The organism is Ornithinibacillus sp. 4-3 (assembly GCF_040958695.1).
GTDB lineage: Bacteria > Bacillota > Bacilli > Bacillales > Amphibacillaceae > CALAMD01.
Map to the genome: position 1 here is coordinate 779,900 of NZ_CP162599.1, position 13,696 is coordinate 793,595.

Annotated in this window: 17 protein-coding genes; 8 read left to right on the forward strand and 9 right to left on the reverse strand. The window is 36.0% G+C overall.

The features are described 5' to 3' along the window. Positions 1-13: 13 nt before the first annotated feature. Positions 14-1,201, reverse strand: coding sequence for an MFS transporter (locus AB4Y30_RS03945; RefSeq protein ID WP_368654199.1), 1,188 nt, complete (start codon positions 1,199-1,201; stop codon positions 14-16). Between the two features lie 276 nt (positions 1,202-1,477). Between AB4Y30_RS03945 and AB4Y30_RS03950 the strand changes: the two genes are divergently transcribed. Next, entirely contained in the window at positions 1,478-1,819 is a 342-nt protein-coding gene (locus tag AB4Y30_RS03950) for a MerR family transcriptional regulator (protein WP_368654200.1), read from the forward strand. 151 nt (positions 1,820-1,970) lie between these two features. Then, entirely contained in the window at positions 1,971-2,678 is a 708-nt protein-coding gene (locus tag AB4Y30_RS03955) for an EcsC family protein (protein ID WP_368655164.1), read from the forward strand. Between the two features lie 122 nt (positions 2,679-2,800). On the opposite strand, the gene AB4Y30_RS03960 is transcribed toward AB4Y30_RS03955, so the two are convergent. Continuing rightward, on the reverse strand, positions 2,801-3,400 hold the full coding sequence (locus tag AB4Y30_RS03960) for a TetR/AcrR family transcriptional regulator C-terminal domain-containing protein (RefSeq protein WP_368654201.1): 600 nt from the start codon (positions 3,398-3,400) through the stop codon (positions 2,801-2,803). Positions 3,401-3,525: 125 nt separating this feature from the next. On the opposite strand from AB4Y30_RS03960, the gene AB4Y30_RS03965 reads away from it, so the two are divergent. Next, entirely contained in the window at positions 3,526-4,491 is a 966-nt protein-coding gene (locus AB4Y30_RS03965) for a zinc-binding alcohol dehydrogenase family protein (protein WP_368654202.1), read from the forward strand. 306 nt (positions 4,492-4,797) lie between these two features. On the opposite strand, the gene AB4Y30_RS03970 is transcribed toward AB4Y30_RS03965, so the two are convergent. The 3 genes from AB4Y30_RS03970 to AB4Y30_RS03980 all read right to left on the reverse strand — a co-directional run bounded on the left by AB4Y30_RS03970 (position 4,798) and on the right by AB4Y30_RS03980 (position 7,640). Then, on the reverse strand, positions 4,798-5,889 hold the full coding sequence (locus AB4Y30_RS03970) for a hypothetical protein (RefSeq protein ID WP_368654203.1): 1,092 nt from the start codon (positions 5,887-5,889) through the stop codon (positions 4,798-4,800). Further along, the gene (locus AB4Y30_RS03975; RefSeq protein ID WP_368655165.1) at positions 5,829-6,569 is read right to left on the reverse strand and encodes a Rieske (2Fe-2S) protein; all 741 of its coding nucleotides are present in this window, start codon (positions 6,567-6,569) and stop codon (positions 5,829-5,831) included. Before AB4Y30_RS03975 ends, AB4Y30_RS03970 begins: the two co-directional genes overlap by 61 nt. Positions 6,570-6,743: 174 nt before the next feature. Then, positions 6,744-7,640, reverse strand: a complete 897-nt coding sequence (locus tag AB4Y30_RS03980; RefSeq protein WP_368654204.1) for a LysR family transcriptional regulator — start codon at positions 7,638-7,640, stop codon at positions 6,744-6,746. A gap of 312 nt (positions 7,641-7,952) precedes the next feature. Between AB4Y30_RS03980 and AB4Y30_RS03985 the strand changes: the two genes are divergently transcribed. From AB4Y30_RS03985 to AB4Y30_RS04000, 4 genes are all read left to right on the forward strand, one after another. Continuing rightward, positions 7,953-8,525, forward strand: a complete 573-nt coding sequence (locus tag AB4Y30_RS03985; RefSeq protein ID WP_368655166.1) for a DUF4303 domain-containing protein — start codon at positions 7,953-7,955, stop codon at positions 8,523-8,525. A 65-nt stretch (positions 8,526-8,590) separates the two neighbouring features. Further along, the gene (locus tag AB4Y30_RS03990; RefSeq protein WP_368654205.1) at positions 8,591-8,905 is read left to right on the forward strand and encodes a DUF5713 family protein; all 315 of its coding nucleotides are present in this window, start codon (positions 8,591-8,593) and stop codon (positions 8,903-8,905) included. Between the two features lie 27 nt (positions 8,906-8,932). Next, positions 8,933-9,895: a DUF1963 domain-containing protein gene (locus AB4Y30_RS03995; RefSeq protein ID WP_368654206.1), complete on the forward strand. Its 963-nt coding sequence runs from the start codon at positions 8,933-8,935 to the stop codon at positions 9,893-9,895. A gap of 120 nt (positions 9,896-10,015) precedes the next feature. Further along, positions 10,016-10,612: a hypothetical protein gene (locus AB4Y30_RS04000; RefSeq protein ID WP_368654207.1), complete on the forward strand. Its 597-nt coding sequence runs from the start codon at positions 10,016-10,018 to the stop codon at positions 10,610-10,612. A 48-nt stretch (positions 10,613-10,660) separates the two neighbouring features. Here the strand turns inward: AB4Y30_RS04000 and AB4Y30_RS04005 are convergent, their stop codons facing one another. The 4 genes from AB4Y30_RS04005 to AB4Y30_RS04020 form a co-directional block, all read right to left on the reverse strand. Next, a complete protein-coding gene (locus AB4Y30_RS04005; protein ID WP_368654208.1) occupies positions 10,661-10,981 on the reverse strand; it encodes a hypothetical protein in 321 nt (106 codons plus the stop codon). Between the two features lie 238 nt (positions 10,982-11,219). Further along, entirely contained in the window at positions 11,220-11,861 is a 642-nt protein-coding gene (locus AB4Y30_RS04010) for a hypothetical protein (RefSeq protein ID WP_368654209.1), read from the reverse strand. Between the two features lie 13 nt (positions 11,862-11,874). Then, positions 11,875-12,285 (reverse strand): permease prefix domain 1-containing protein, encoded by a 411-nt coding sequence (locus tag AB4Y30_RS04015; RefSeq protein ID WP_368654210.1) that lies wholly within the window; start codon positions 12,283-12,285, stop codon positions 11,875-11,877. Next, positions 12,282-12,611: a PadR family transcriptional regulator gene (locus tag AB4Y30_RS04020; RefSeq protein WP_368654211.1), complete on the reverse strand. Its 330-nt coding sequence runs from the start codon at positions 12,609-12,611 to the stop codon at positions 12,282-12,284. The genes AB4Y30_RS04015 and AB4Y30_RS04020 overlap by 4 nt, the downstream gene beginning before the upstream one ends. A 318-nt stretch (positions 12,612-12,929) precedes the next feature. Here AB4Y30_RS04020 and AB4Y30_RS04025 point away from each other — a divergent pair, with 318 nt between their 5' ends. Further along, a complete protein-coding gene (locus AB4Y30_RS04025; protein WP_368654212.1) occupies positions 12,930-13,637 on the forward strand; it encodes a DUF4274 domain-containing protein in 708 nt (235 codons plus the stop codon). Positions 13,638-13,696 lie beyond the last annotated feature (59 nt).

Below are 13,696 nucleotides of genomic sequence, written 5' to 3' on the forward strand. Positions count from 1 at the left end.
TGAAATAGAATTTTTATGATGGCTCATTCTTTATACAAAACGAGATAATCAAGCTGACACTAAGTAATATGGCCAAGCATACAAAAGCCATCCCATAATTTATGATATTTAATAAAAATACAGCAATTATTGGGCCAAGACTTGCACCAACAAATAAAATAAAGGTGTAAAGTGAAACAGCTGCTCCATGATTTTTTCCGCCAAGCTGACCTACTAACGAGATAAGTGTTGGGACAGTCAACGCAATTCCAGTAACAAAGATGACACTCATTAAAACTAAAAATACTAAATTAGAACTAATTCCAATGATTAAGGAACCTAGCACTGCAATAACTAATGCACCTCGTAAAATGTTCATTAAGCCGAATTGATTGGACAACTTTCCTGCAAATGGGGCGAATAGCATTCCGATGATTCCAATGATACGAACATAAAGAATCCCGTCTGCACTCATAGAAAATTCCTCTGTTAAATATTCACCAAGAATAGTATAAAAAGCTACGAAAGTAAGTAGTAAGGTAATAGCGATACTATATACCTGGATTAAGCTTTTATTGGTTAATAAACGATAGAACTGAATGAACATGAGCTTCATGTTATTGTTATCCTGCCTAATGACTGCTTTTGGAAGTAGGGTAAGAACCAATATAGCGGTTATAAAATAAATTCCGCCAAAGTAATAAAAAACACTTTGCCAATTAAATTCTTGACTAATATAACTGCTGAATATTTGACCAACGATAGCAGAGATTAAAAAGCTGGAGCTAATAAACCCAATGGCTGTCACTCTTTTAGTAGCAGGAAATTGATCCACTACATAAGCAATGGCAACTGGTGCAAAGGTTGCTGCAGCAAATCCTTGAAAAGAACGCCAGACAATGACCCAAGCCAAAGAGCTGAAAATCGGTAGCATAAAAGTCACCACCGTCAACAACAACAAACCGGTTAAGATAACCTGTTTTCTGCCATAACGATCAGATAGAGGGCCGGTAAATAAACTTCCGATTGCATAGCAAAGTGAGAAGGCGCTTCCTGTCCATGCTACATTTGTCATGCTAGTGTTAAAATCTAGACTAAATATTGACATTAATGGAATGGTTAAATAATTGCTTGCTACAACTACTAACCCGCACCAAAATAATACGGCAGTTAATAAAGAATATTTCGGCTGCAGGTTCACGTTATCTTTACTAAAATTCATAACTAATCTCCTTTGTGAAACATATTTACTTATTTTGTAATTTATTTACATTAATAATAGTTTAGTTACAAAAATGAGTCAATAGGTAATTTGTAGATTAGCTACTTTTATTGTAAAATAGTTACAAACTTAATTGGATAACATGGGCTCCACATGCTCACTAAAAAATGTATAATAATCAATCTTAAGCGTAAAAAAAGCTGCGGATTTTGTTAATGATATATAATGCTTGCTTTAATTCAAAAAATATTTTGATAGAAGTTAGGAGAATGAGAGATGAACGAAGATGCCCAAAAATTAAATGCTTTATTGGATTTTGATCTATTAAAAAAATTAGTAGTTGGAATAGGAGAGGTATCTGAGATCACAGGTATTCCAACGCGTAAAATCCGTTATTGGGAAGAAAAAGGAGCTATCCAATCTGAAACCAATACAGAAGGTTCCACACGTAGATATAATTATTTGAACGTGAAGAAAATGCTCCTTATTCAAGAAATGATTGACGAAGGATTCACATTAGATGCAGCGATTAAAAAGGTAGATAAACGTATGATTATCTTAAACGATGCATTTCGCAAATTAGCGGATATCATACCAGATACAGAAGAAAAGGAATAGCGGAATAATTTTTTAGGAGAGTTCAGTATATCCAAGGAATATCCTGGTAGGGAGTAAGTGGTAAGTGATGCTGACAACCTTTGAGAATGAAGAAAATATTAGGCTGACTTTTAGCTGGGATGACGTCTATAAATTGAAGGCGGTTTTGAATATGGAATATGAAATAATAGTGCAAAAGGAACTTTGGGTCTGGCGAAATAAAGTTTTGAAAAAATCCAGTCTTTTCAACCAGTTATCGAAAAAAGCACAAAAGAAAATAAATAGCATAATTCCTGAAAAGGCTCACCACATCATTACAGAAAGCATCAAAAACATGGTGAAAGCGACGTTGGTCGGATCTCATCTGACAACAAAGAAACCAAAACCAACAGAACTTACCTTGTACGAAAGGGATGAGATGGCCAAAGAAAAACTCATTTCCTATCGTAAAACGGCAGTAATTGAAGGAGCAGGAACAGGTGCAGGAGGCATTTTCCTTGGACTTGCAGATTTTCCATTGCTATTGTCGATCAAGATGAAGTTTTTGTTTGAGTTGGCAGCGGTTTATGGCTATGATGCAAATGAATATGAGGAAAGACTATTTATTCTCCATGTTTTTCAGCTAGCTTTTTCCAGCGATGAAAAACGAAAGGAAACGTTTTATATAATCGAAAATTGGGAGCAGGAGAAGGGAGGGCTGGTTGATATGGATTGGCGTGTTTTCCAGCAGGAGTATCGTGATTATATTGATTTGGTTAAAATGCTTCAGCTCATTCCAGGATTTGGGGCAATAGTAGGTGCATATGCGAATCATAACCTGATGGATACCCTTGGAGAAACGGCAATGAATGCGTACAGATTACGTCATCTTGAAATATAGATCGAAGAATGAATAATCGGTGACAGCCATTATTTTTTTTGCTTACGCCAATACTAATTTTGCTTGGTATTGGCGGCGGTTTTAGAGAATTCGTTTGGAACGCAATAAACAGTCTATAAAAATTAACTAATAATCATTCGTAGTCCATCATTAAAGAGATCATCAATTGTTTTTCCTGCCGAAAAATATTCTTCTATGCTTGCTGTAAGAGTAGGATGTTTCTGATGGAATGGTTCAAAATGAAAGTCTTGGATCTCCTGTTCAGAGACACTTGTTTGTTCTTCAATCACATGACCGAAAGTAAAGCGGGTTGCAGTCAAAATAATTAGACGTGATTGACGCATGCTCATTCCAGCATCCACTAAGGTTTTCATTGCCAGCTCAGATAGATCTGCCATTGTTAAGGATAGATGTGCTCCTGCAACAACCCTTCCTCCATCAGTATGCGAGAGTAATGCTTTGCGCAAACGATTAAATATTTTTACCAACCAATCTTGCCAAGATTCATTATTCTTTCGTCCAGTCAAATTATGGAACTCCATTTGCAAAATAGTCTCTGCCATTTCATTGACCAATGCTTTTTTATTTTTAAAATGCCAATATAATGCGGGAGCTTTAACATCTAATCTGCTTGCTAATTTTCTTAGTGTTACTCCTTCAAGACCACTATCATTGAGCAACTCCAATGCTACTTTTATAATGTGTTGTTTGTTAAGTGTCATACTATGTATACCCCTTTCATTATATTTATGTACGCTTGACATTATATCATAAGTATCGTATAAACTTACTTAACAGTGTTAAATTTAACGATGTTAAATAAGTTTTATTTTGGGGAGGTTTTACCATGAAAGCTGCAGTATTACACAAAATTGGAGAAATTCCACGTTATGAAGACTTTACTGATCCGTCTCCAGGAAAAGATGAAGTTTTGATTCATGTGAAAGCCATAGCGCTTGAAAACGTTGATCAGATGATAGTAAGAGGAGAACATTTTGCGAGTCGCCAATTTCTTTCTGAATTACCAGCTATCGTTGGAATCAAAGGAGTAGGGGAACGTTCCGATGGAAAACTGGTTGGATTTTCAGGTATGAAATCTCCATATGGTGCCATGGCTGAAAAAGCGGTTGTCCCTAATGAATCTACAGTTCTGATTCCTGATGGGGTTAGTGCCGAAGAAGCGGTAGCACTTCCATCTGCATTAACTTCACTTTTTCCACTTAAATGGGGGGTGAAGATGGAACCTGGCAAGACTGTTCTTATAAATGGTGCTACTGGGATTGCAGGTAAGCTTGCTATCCAAATTGCTAATCTCCTTGGTGCTAGGCGTGTCATCGGTACTGGTAGGAATGAGGGATCTTTGCAACGCATCAAGGAATTAGGTGCAGACGCAGTTATAAGCCTTAAGCAGTCTGAGGATGATTTATTCGCGTTATTTAAAAAGGAGGCAGATCAGGGTATAGACATTATTTTAGATTTTTTATGGGGACATCCAACAGAAATACTCATAAAATCGATTGTACCAAATGAAATAAGCTTAAACGGGCAACAAACTCAGCTTGTTCAAATAGGAGAAAAAGCGGGAGTGGATATCGTACTTCCTGCAAACGCTGTGCGAACCTCAGGGCTTGAAATTTCAGGTGCTGCTGCAGGTATAACTCCAGCATTAATCCAAGAGGGAACTGATTTGATATGGGAGTGGTTAAAGGAAGATAAACTTCATATGGATATTGAAAGAGTTCCACTTGAAGATATTGAGAATGTATGGAGCTGCTCGGATTTTCAAGGAAAAAGGATTGTAATTAATCCTTAAGTTATTGTGTGATTAGCTTAGAAGCAAAAGCAATGAACGAAAACTGTATTGATGATTGAATTGCACCCAAATATTTGGATGCAATTCAAATGAATTACAAAGCTACTTTCTTTCTGAAAATATTATATGATAAATGATTTTCTTAGTTAACAGTATCAAACTCAAGTTGTAGTTTATGTTTTCAAGGATATAAATGATGGATTGAATACATAAACATTTGTATACTGCTTATTGATTTTATTGTTTCTATAGTTTTTCTTAATAAGAATTCAGTGGTTTATTATCTAGATTTTTATATTAAATTCTTTACTCCTCATCAAATAAATGATCGCCTCGATGCAAGCGTATAGCAATTTGTACAGTGTGTGGTAATTCTCTTGAAGTCGGTGCATGACCTGCCAAATATCGTGTTACGGCAAGGATAAGTGTCTCTTGAGCGTGTTTGGATAATTCACTGTCTTCCTTTTGCCAATGCTCATATTCTATAAATGCAGCCTCAAGCATTTGAAAGGAATGAAACTCTGCATCTTCACGTAATAAAGCATGACCAAGCGTAGCAAATAATGTATTCATATCTCCATTATTTTCGAGATATTGCATCACCCAAGTAGCGGCTTCTTCTACTTTCTGTTGACTATCTAATAATTCGAGCAATTGCTGTGGATCTGAAGGAGGTGACCCTTTAGAGACATTTGGACGTTTTGCAGAAGGAATATTTAAAAAGCGATCTTGATAAACGGTCATCGCAGCATGAAATACGCCTCGAATCAGCTCTGGTGTAACGGAACGACGTAATGACTCATGAACTGCATGAGCATGTGTGAATGTATGCAATACGGTTATCCAATCTCTAAATTCATTTTGAGTATGAAAGCGAGCAATGCGTTCTGCAGCAGCTAAGGCAACAAGCTGAGCAAGTCGAATTGGTGATACACTTTTCTCTAATGCATCAGTTAAATATGAAATTGTTTCTATTGGGTGATCACTCAAAAGTTGATCTAAAAGTGCAGACTCATCAACGGATGATTCATTTTGTACTGGTTCATTTTGATGGGAGAGTAGCTGTGGCAATGATGTAAATGCCTGCTCTAGTGGTGTAACTAAATTAACTGGAGATTGCCAGCTATGCAGCTCTTCACTTCTTGTTGCATTTCCCAGTCCAGGAAGCAACGAGGTTAATACATATGGGCGGTGTTCATCACCTATTTGTTCCAATGTCTCGAAAGCTTTATTATGAAAATCTAACGTATGTCCTGTATTCATATAAACATGATCTGTTATTGCTGTTAGCATCATATCAGATAATTGTTCAACGGAAGCTCCATGATTTATAGCTGTTAGTAATATTCGCTCCGCTCCTTGCTCATCACGTACTTCCAGACAATGAGACGATACCATTTTTGTAATTGATCTATGGTTGGTTGTGTACCAGAATTCTTATCTGAAAGCGAACCAAGTAAGAATCGAGTACCCATTCCCGCACTTTCTCGGCTGATATGAACTAATCCTTGATACAGGGCTAATATTTTCCCCATATGATCAAGTTTATGCAAGATATTGGTCATTGCTGTCAAAATTGTCAAGCCTGATCTCCAGCCGCTGCGTCGGTGTTTCGTACCAAATTCAATGCCAATACGGACAATCTCCGTCGATGATTCCCCGGCTTCCATTAAACCAACAACCGATTTAGCAATAATCAAACGAATATTTTGTTCCATACCTTCCCGTAATCGATCATACAAATCCTGTACGGTTCTTTTCTGGTAAGGCTGTGGATCTACCCACACCTCATCGTCAATTATCTTTACGGGATATGTTGTCGCATCATCTGCCCATGGGTCAAGTGTTCCACCGCTTTTTAGATCAAATCTAGCCTGATGCCAGTGACATGTTAAAATTCCATCACACCAGCTTCCTTTATGCAATGGAAATCCCATATGTGGACATCGATTATCGATGGCAAAAAGCCTGTTTTCATTCTCGCTACGGTCAACAACTACGGCAATTCCGTGTTTACCACCTTTGACAACCTTTACTCCTGACTCACATAATGCGTGGAACTTATCTACATAGATCATTTCACTCACATTGTGTTCCTCCTTTGTATACGTAAGTTGTCTATTTTTATTTACTTGGGCATTATTATCTCACTTTTCAATCATATTATAAAAAGATATGATTCAGAATAGTGAATATTTGCATGAGGTGAATGCTATACTTTCAGAAATATGATTAGGGTGGAACTTTGAGTTTTATTCATTTTGATTATGTCTTTCAATATTATATCGAATTTGTTCTAAAAACTTGCTTGCTGCGCTGGAGAATACTTGGTGTTTTTTCCAGATAATATTTAAGCCTGCTGTTAATTTAGGGTTCAAAGGTTTAAAGCAAAGTTCAGATTCTCCTGATGTGTTAATAATTTTATCTAAACATAAAGCATATCCAAGACCTTGTTCCACCATAAGTGCAGCATTATAAAGTAAATTATAGGTGCCAGCAATATTTAAATCTTTCACATTTTGTCCAAACCATCCAGAAATTTCATTATCAACAGTTGTTTGTCTAGAGATGATTAAAGATTTATCGATTAGATCGGCTGCTTGAATTGACTTTTTATGCGCCAATGGACTATCCCTGCGCATTAATACGCCCCAAACATCTTTATCTGGTAACTGCATATAATCATATTTTTGTTTATCAGTTGGTTCAATCACGATACCAAAGTCTAATAAACCGCTATCTAATTTATCCGTAATATCATCTGCATTTCCACTGTATAAATGAAATTGAATAGCTGAGTGATCCTTCCTTAGATCTTTTAAAGTTTCAGCAATAAAATGCATTGCTTCTGTTTCACCGCCACCGATATATATTTCTCCGCTAATAAATTCTTCCGGCTGGTTAAAATTTGCTTCTGTTTTATCGACTAAATCGACAATTTCTTTTGCCTTTGTTAGCAAAAATACGCCTTCCTCTGTTAAGGTGATTTTTCTGTTGCCTCTGATGAATAAAGAAGTGTCTAATTCAGCTTCTAAATCACTTAATTGTCTTGATAATGTAGGTTGGGATATATGTAAAGACTTTGCTGCTGCTGAAATATTTTGCTCATTTGCAACTGCAATAAAGTAACGTAATAAACGGATTTCCATGATGAATCCTCCTATGCTTTTTATGTATAATTTATCATCTAATATAGGTATTTGGATTGTATCATCTTTATGCTGTCATTGAAAAGGTAAGGAGTAGTGGAAAAATGATATAAAACAAATAGATGGATACCAATGCATTTATTGATGATACATGCTCTGCTATACATTTAGAAAAGATGGGAAATTTGCAAAAAAACCTTGGAATTATGCTACTATTTGTATATAGAAGCGGAACTAGAAAGTAGATTATTAGAGTAGCTCAATAGGAAGTATTTATGAGAAATATATTGAGGTGAAGGGACAGTGAACGAGATGGAGGAACTTGCAACAGTGATTGCCAATGCAGCAAGAAAAGCTTTTAAAAATCTTTTTGCGAATGGTGAATCCTTTTACTATTGCACGTTGTTCACAACAGGGGAAGGACACGAACCATACATATCAGCTTGGTCGTGGGAGGCATTAGAGCGAGAAGCTAATAATCCAACAACTTGGTCAAGAGATAGTCTGCACAAAGGCAAAATTGATAATGTAGTGTTATCTAAAAGGAAAGAATTAATGAAGTGGTCTTATGTAGATTCTCCATATTACTGTTCAGGTGAAGAACATTTTCAATATGTGAAAAAGCTTTTTGAAGCTCGTCCATCGAGTGCACAACTTGATGAAGAGAAGTGGTTGATAGAATGGCAATTACGTTTAGAGGCAATGGAGCTAGCCATGAAAATACTCGATAAAGAAGGTTTGTTTTCCCTGAATCAAGCAAGAGAATTGATTTGTATCTTAGTTGAAGTCATGCCCCCAGATGAAATAAATACGCAAATAGCCAAACGTTTGAACGAAGCATACAATCTAGCATTACAATCATGGCTATCAGAAGCTGCAGAATGATATTAGCTGGAAGTCACACAGGATTTCGTAAATAATTAATAAAACCATAAAAGGAGCTAGATAAGATGAAAGAGATAAACTACTTAGAAATTATGTATAAAGATGATTATTATCCGAATTTTTTAGTGGATAAAATTAAAGTATTATTGGAAGACGGTGTTCAATATTTACAGCAAGGTACTCATTCTTTAGAGGAAATTCAGGCTAAATTTGATGAAATCACACGCTCTATTAATGATTTAGAAGATGAATTTGATCAACATCATAGTGAAATTGAGACCGTTGCAAGAGATAGTATTGCAGTAACAGTCATGGAGATATTGCAAGCATACAATATTGAGCTTGATATAGAGGATGCAATAAGAGAACGTGAATGGTGAAGATATTGTTAGAAGAGGAGGAATATGATGCGGGCTGCTTGGAGGAAACAAGCAATTATAAATATTCTAGAAAAATATGATCTTAACTTGAAATTAGAAATTATGGGAAAGAAAGAGCTAAAAACATTACTAATAGAATATGCTGAGGTGGCGCTGCGTTTAGACCTTGAAGCAGAGGAGAATTATGCACAAGTAGGTAATAGTCGTATAGCAGGGCGGCCAGATTTACCACCATCAATCAAATGGCCATGTACTGCGGATGGGGAAGCTTATACTTTTTTGGCGCAAATTAATTTAAGTGAATTGCCATTTCTGCCTTCAGATAGCTGGCCGACAGCAGGGATGCTTTATTTCTTTTTAGGTTTAGATGAACCAGCCTATAATATTGATCATCAGGTCATGTATTATAATGGCGATTTCGCAGATTTAACTTTAGCTAATTTCCCAGAGGGAGTAGAGGAAGTCAATGCAGATGAGCGTGAATTTATTGCGCATCGTATTACATGGCAACCTCAGTTATCATTACCTGATTTGGGCGAGGATTCAGATGTGCTACTTCAGGAATATGAGGAGCTTTATACAGAGATATGCGATGTGAGTGATGCACTGGGAGGAGGCTTACAAACATGGGCGGGAGAAACGCAGCTCGATGCCTATTTATGTCGTAATGGAATGGCTGAGCTATTATTTCAAACGCATAAAACACCAGAAAGAGTTGATCAGCAAGCGGTAGAAGCATTTACTGATGGGCGTGATCAATATGGTATGCATCTTTTAGAAGAAGTATTGCCACTTTTACGGAAGTATAAGGAACATGAAGAACAACATCAACAGGCTGCAAAAAATTGGCAAGTGTTGTTCTCTTTATCCTCTGTAGATGAAGTAAATATGTGCTGGTGGGACGCTGGATATTTAGAGTTTTTAATTAATGTGGAAGACTTAAAAGAAGGTCGTTTTAACAATACTTATCTTAATTTAGCAACAAGTTAAGAAGTGGAAATCGCTCTTTCTAGTAAAAAAATCTTTCTTATTCCCACTTTGAAATTAATCTTTCTTTTTAGGTAAATTGAAATATATTACAATCATTTCAGGGAGGAAGGGGTGTGCATAATGAGTAACGGATGGGAAGGCAGACGAGAAACACGTCAGTATGGCAATGGATGGATTAGTTTTGATCTGCCTGTATTGACTAATATCACGATCACTCAAGCATTGACCGCCATCCGTGATTCGTCCATTCAGGATCAGTGTCTAGACTTTGGCAAAGTGCATCTGGGTCCCTCTGGAAATCCACCAAGATATTTAACAGCACTTGACCATAAGACCCAAATTCCTCTTTCACCACAGCTGCAAGAGTTCTATTCATTTGCAAGATGGTGGCGTAACAGCATATTGTTAATGGAAGTGATCGATCCTGATGCCTATTTCGAGCATCTTACAAACCCTAACTTGCATTTGGGCGAGGTGCTTGCTAACGAATTCTCTCATCCATATGTACTCGTCGATGAGGACGAATGTGCAATAGATCCGGCTCGATGCGTACTGTTCAGTCTGGATACGCTCGATAGATATCCCTATAATCGGGTTTACCTTGTGTTTGGTGATAAAGAAGAACCTGAAGTTTGGGGATTCCGTGAAGAGCATTTCCATTCGCCAAATTTGCTGGCATATCTTGTGAATGGAGTACCACATGATGGGATTCTCTAAACTTCGTTGCGTCTAGCTTGTTCACGATAAGTTAAGCGTGTCTGTCGTTTATAGGTTTTCATACGCTTTAGTGATTGCAAGCCATTCAAACAGAATGAAGAGAATAGTCAGCGTAATCCAGGCTACTTGTGAGATTTGCTTTTCCATTTCTTGCTTCTTTTTAATCCCATAAATGCCCAAGATAATGGTGATTGCTGAGGGGAGGTATAGTATCCACAATCCGTAATTATTAGTACCAGTACCTCTTCGATTTATAAAGGTTACGACTGTTCCTTCTGGTACATTCCATACGACCCAGCTTGCAATTCCAAGCAATATCACCCCAACACTAAGCGTTACCACACTTATCCACTGCCCACGACTACTCATACCTTCACCTCATTCGCTTATCCCTTTTATAATCAGTTTATTATATTTATCTTGTAGGCTCAAAGAAAGTCTGTAATTCTTGTAAGGTGGTAACTCTTATTAAACAATAAAGAAATTGATAAATATAAACTTATTTTCTCAACGGAGTGCTCTATTTACTAGGACTTTTAAGTAGAAACAGCCTTTTAATCAAAACACAAAAAAGAGATAATGCTTTTGGCAATATCTCTTTATCTTCCTAGTTATAAACTTTTTTCTTCTTTTCAGCTCCGTAAAAATACATACTTAATGGCCACCATAAAACCGCAAATATTGGATAAACTTCCCAGATGACATTTGGTGTGGAAACAACACTTACAACAATAAAAAAGATGCTAGTCAGTAAGGTTCCAAAAAGAGATAAACCAAAATATTTCTTGGCTCTGATAAAATATAAAAGAATTGGCCACCAAAGAACAACATAAGCTGGATAGATTGCCCATGGATATCCAGGTGAAAGATAATAATTTAGCACCGAATAATATAAAATTGTACTAGCACTTCCAATGAATGCAACGGATAGCTTTTTGCTATTTTTTCCTAGAAATGCAAGGATGACCCATAAAATAATTGGGAAAATAGCATATAGAAACCATGGATGATCTGACTCATTTGTATAGTTAGCGGCAACTAAGAAAAAGATTGTTACTATCCCAACGAAAAGAGCGAAAAACTTATATTGATTTTTACTTAAAAAATATAGGCTCATTGGCCATAGAATAATTACATAAGAAGGGTATAGAAACCAGAGATGCCCTGGGCTAGTTAGATAATTAACTATGATTAAAAATAAAATACTCATCGCACTTCCAATTGTGGCAAAGGTAATCTTATGTTCCATATTCACCAGCTCCTCATTTTATTTTCAGCCATCTGTAAAACATAGAAAGGGGCCACCATAAAATCGCAAACACTGGATAAACAAACCAAATGTTGTCAGGTGAATAATAGAAATTAATAAAAATGAACAATGCGATAATTAAAATAGCTCCCCATATGGAAAAATTCAAGTCAATTTTTGCTCTCTTTTTTCTATCAGGTCTCTTGCTTGGTTTGCTGATACCAAGCTCCATTTTTAATTCTTCAATATTTCCAAATTCTACAATCGCCTTATTGATGGCATCTTCTTCTTCCTTCCCTTGTGCCATAAGATCATAGACTTTTTCTTCGAGATTTTGAAAGATTTCTTGTTTAATTCTTTCTTTTTCCTCACTATTAGGAATATCTTTAAATAATTCATCTACATGGTTTTTAATCTTTCTCACTCTAATCCCTCCATAAATAAATCAATGATTTCTTTTAATTCTTTCCACTCTTTAACGGTTTCTTTGAAATAGGCTTTTCCTAAAGTGGTAATTCTGTAATATTTTCTCTTTCCCCCATGAGACACATCGCCATAATAAGACTCAATTAATTCCTTTTTTTCAAGGCGCTGAAAAACAGCATATAATGTAGCCTCTTTAATTTGGAAACGATTTTCTGTCCTCAAGCTAATTTGTTTTGAGATTTCATAACCATATTGATCATTTTCATAAATTAATCGCAAAATAATGGATTCCAGATGACCACGAATAATATCACTTCTAATCATAACGTCCCTTCCTCGCTTAGGATGATAGTTCTATCTGATAGAGTAATGTTAAAATCATTTACTCTATGTGTCAAAGTAATTTTAGGATGACTAATAAAATGGCTGTAACTATTGGTAATAAAGGGATATTTATAAAAAAATGATTCTAATATAAGAAATATTTTTATGAGGTAGAGTAATATTAAAGAGTTTGTATACATAATCTCGAGAGAGAAATTGAAATAATTAACGGAGATTTTAATGGGTATCTATTAAATTTTTATTAGGAATAATGATATAATTATTTAACAAAAAATTCTGATATAAAGGGAGAAATATATGAACTGGACAACGATTAGTAAATCCAAAAATATCTCTCAGGTCCAAGAAGCTTTAACAAAATTGGATATTCATGAACGTGATGCGCGAGGAAGGACACCTTTATTGATTTTTATCACAAACCGAGCACCAGTTGAATCAATTAAATTATTATTAGATCATGGAGCAGAACTGGAAGTAGCAGATAGATTAGGAGAGACTCCATTAAAAAAAGCAGTCAAGTTTCAACATAGGGAGACGATCGAACTTCTGCTTGATTACGGAGCTAAATTAGATGCACCTGGCGGAATCTTGGAATCTGCATGGAATATTGCCCGTTTTCGAGATTTTTCATTAGCCGATTTATTGATTGAAACAAGAGGAGCTGTGCGCTTAACTTTAACAAATGAGGAAAATCAATTAGTAGATGATATACTACATCAAGAATCTGAAAAAATATGTCATGAAATTAAGCAATTATCCTCAACGGAACTCTTACATGCCGTTGTGCAGCGATATAATTGGGATAATGGGATAGAAGCGATGTTAACTGTTTTTGAACATCCGGCGTGTGCCGAAATTACGGTGCTTGATATGTATGATTTGTTGGAAGGAGATTCCTGGCTAGAAATGGAAGGAGATCTTTATACAGAGGCACAAGCTTGTAAGAAGTTTGCCGAAAAGTTGAAGCCAGCTATTGATACCTATTATGAACGCTTTAAGGTATAATGCTCTTTTTCATTTGGATCAGGTTTAGTATCGAAAATTTCTAATAAATGAAGTTTCAT

What these genes read in the sequence shown, in the direction of transcription:
- AB4Y30_RS03945 (WP_368654199.1), bottom strand. Translation starts at nt 1,201, where the DNA reads ATGAATTTTAGTAAAGATAACGTGAACCTGCAGCCGAAATATTCTTTA.
- AB4Y30_RS03950 (WP_368654200.1), top strand. Translation starts at nt 1,478, where the DNA reads ATGAACGAAGATGCCCAAAAATTAAATGCTTTATTGGATTTTGATCTA.
- AB4Y30_RS03955 (WP_368655164.1), top strand. Translation starts at nt 1,971, where the DNA reads ATGGAATATGAAATAATAGTGCAAAAGGAACTTTGGGTCTGGCGAAAT.
- AB4Y30_RS03960 (WP_368654201.1), bottom strand. Translation starts at nt 3,400, where the DNA reads ATGACACTTAACAAACAACACATTATAAAAGTAGCATTGGAGTTGCTC.
- AB4Y30_RS03965 (WP_368654202.1), top strand. Translation starts at nt 3,526, where the DNA reads ATGAAAGCTGCAGTATTACACAAAATTGGAGAAATTCCACGTTATGAA.
- AB4Y30_RS03970 (WP_368654203.1), bottom strand. Translation starts at nt 5,889, where the DNA reads ATGGTATCGTCTCATTGTCTGGAAGTACGTGATGAGCAAGGAGCGGAG.
- AB4Y30_RS03975 (WP_368655165.1), bottom strand. Translation starts at nt 6,569, where the DNA reads ATGATCTATGTAGATAAGTTCCACGCATTATGTGAGTCAGGAGTAAAG.
- AB4Y30_RS03980 (WP_368654204.1), bottom strand. Translation starts at nt 7,640, where the DNA reads ATGGAAATCCGTTTATTACGTTACTTTATTGCAGTTGCAAATGAGCAA.
- AB4Y30_RS03985 (WP_368655166.1), top strand. Translation starts at nt 7,953, where the DNA reads ATGGAGGAACTTGCAACAGTGATTGCCAATGCAGCAAGAAAAGCTTTT.
- AB4Y30_RS03990 (WP_368654205.1), top strand. Translation starts at nt 8,591, where the DNA reads ATGAAAGAGATAAACTACTTAGAAATTATGTATAAAGATGATTATTAT.
- AB4Y30_RS03995 (WP_368654206.1), top strand. Translation starts at nt 8,933, where the DNA reads ATGCGGGCTGCTTGGAGGAAACAAGCAATTATAAATATTCTAGAAAAA.
- AB4Y30_RS04000 (WP_368654207.1), top strand. Translation starts at nt 10,016, where the DNA reads ATGAGTAACGGATGGGAAGGCAGACGAGAAACACGTCAGTATGGCAAT.
- AB4Y30_RS04005 (WP_368654208.1), bottom strand. Translation starts at nt 10,981, where the DNA reads ATGAGTAGTCGTGGGCAGTGGATAAGTGTGGTAACGCTTAGTGTTGGG.
- AB4Y30_RS04010 (WP_368654209.1), bottom strand. Translation starts at nt 11,861, where the DNA reads ATGGAACATAAGATTACCTTTGCCACAATTGGAAGTGCGATGAGTATT.
- AB4Y30_RS04020 (WP_368654211.1), bottom strand. Translation starts at nt 12,611, where the DNA reads ATGATTAGAAGTGATATTATTCGTGGTCATCTGGAATCCATTATTTTG.
- AB4Y30_RS04025 (WP_368654212.1), top strand. Translation starts at nt 12,930, where the DNA reads ATGAACTGGACAACGATTAGTAAATCCAAAAATATCTCTCAGGTCCAA.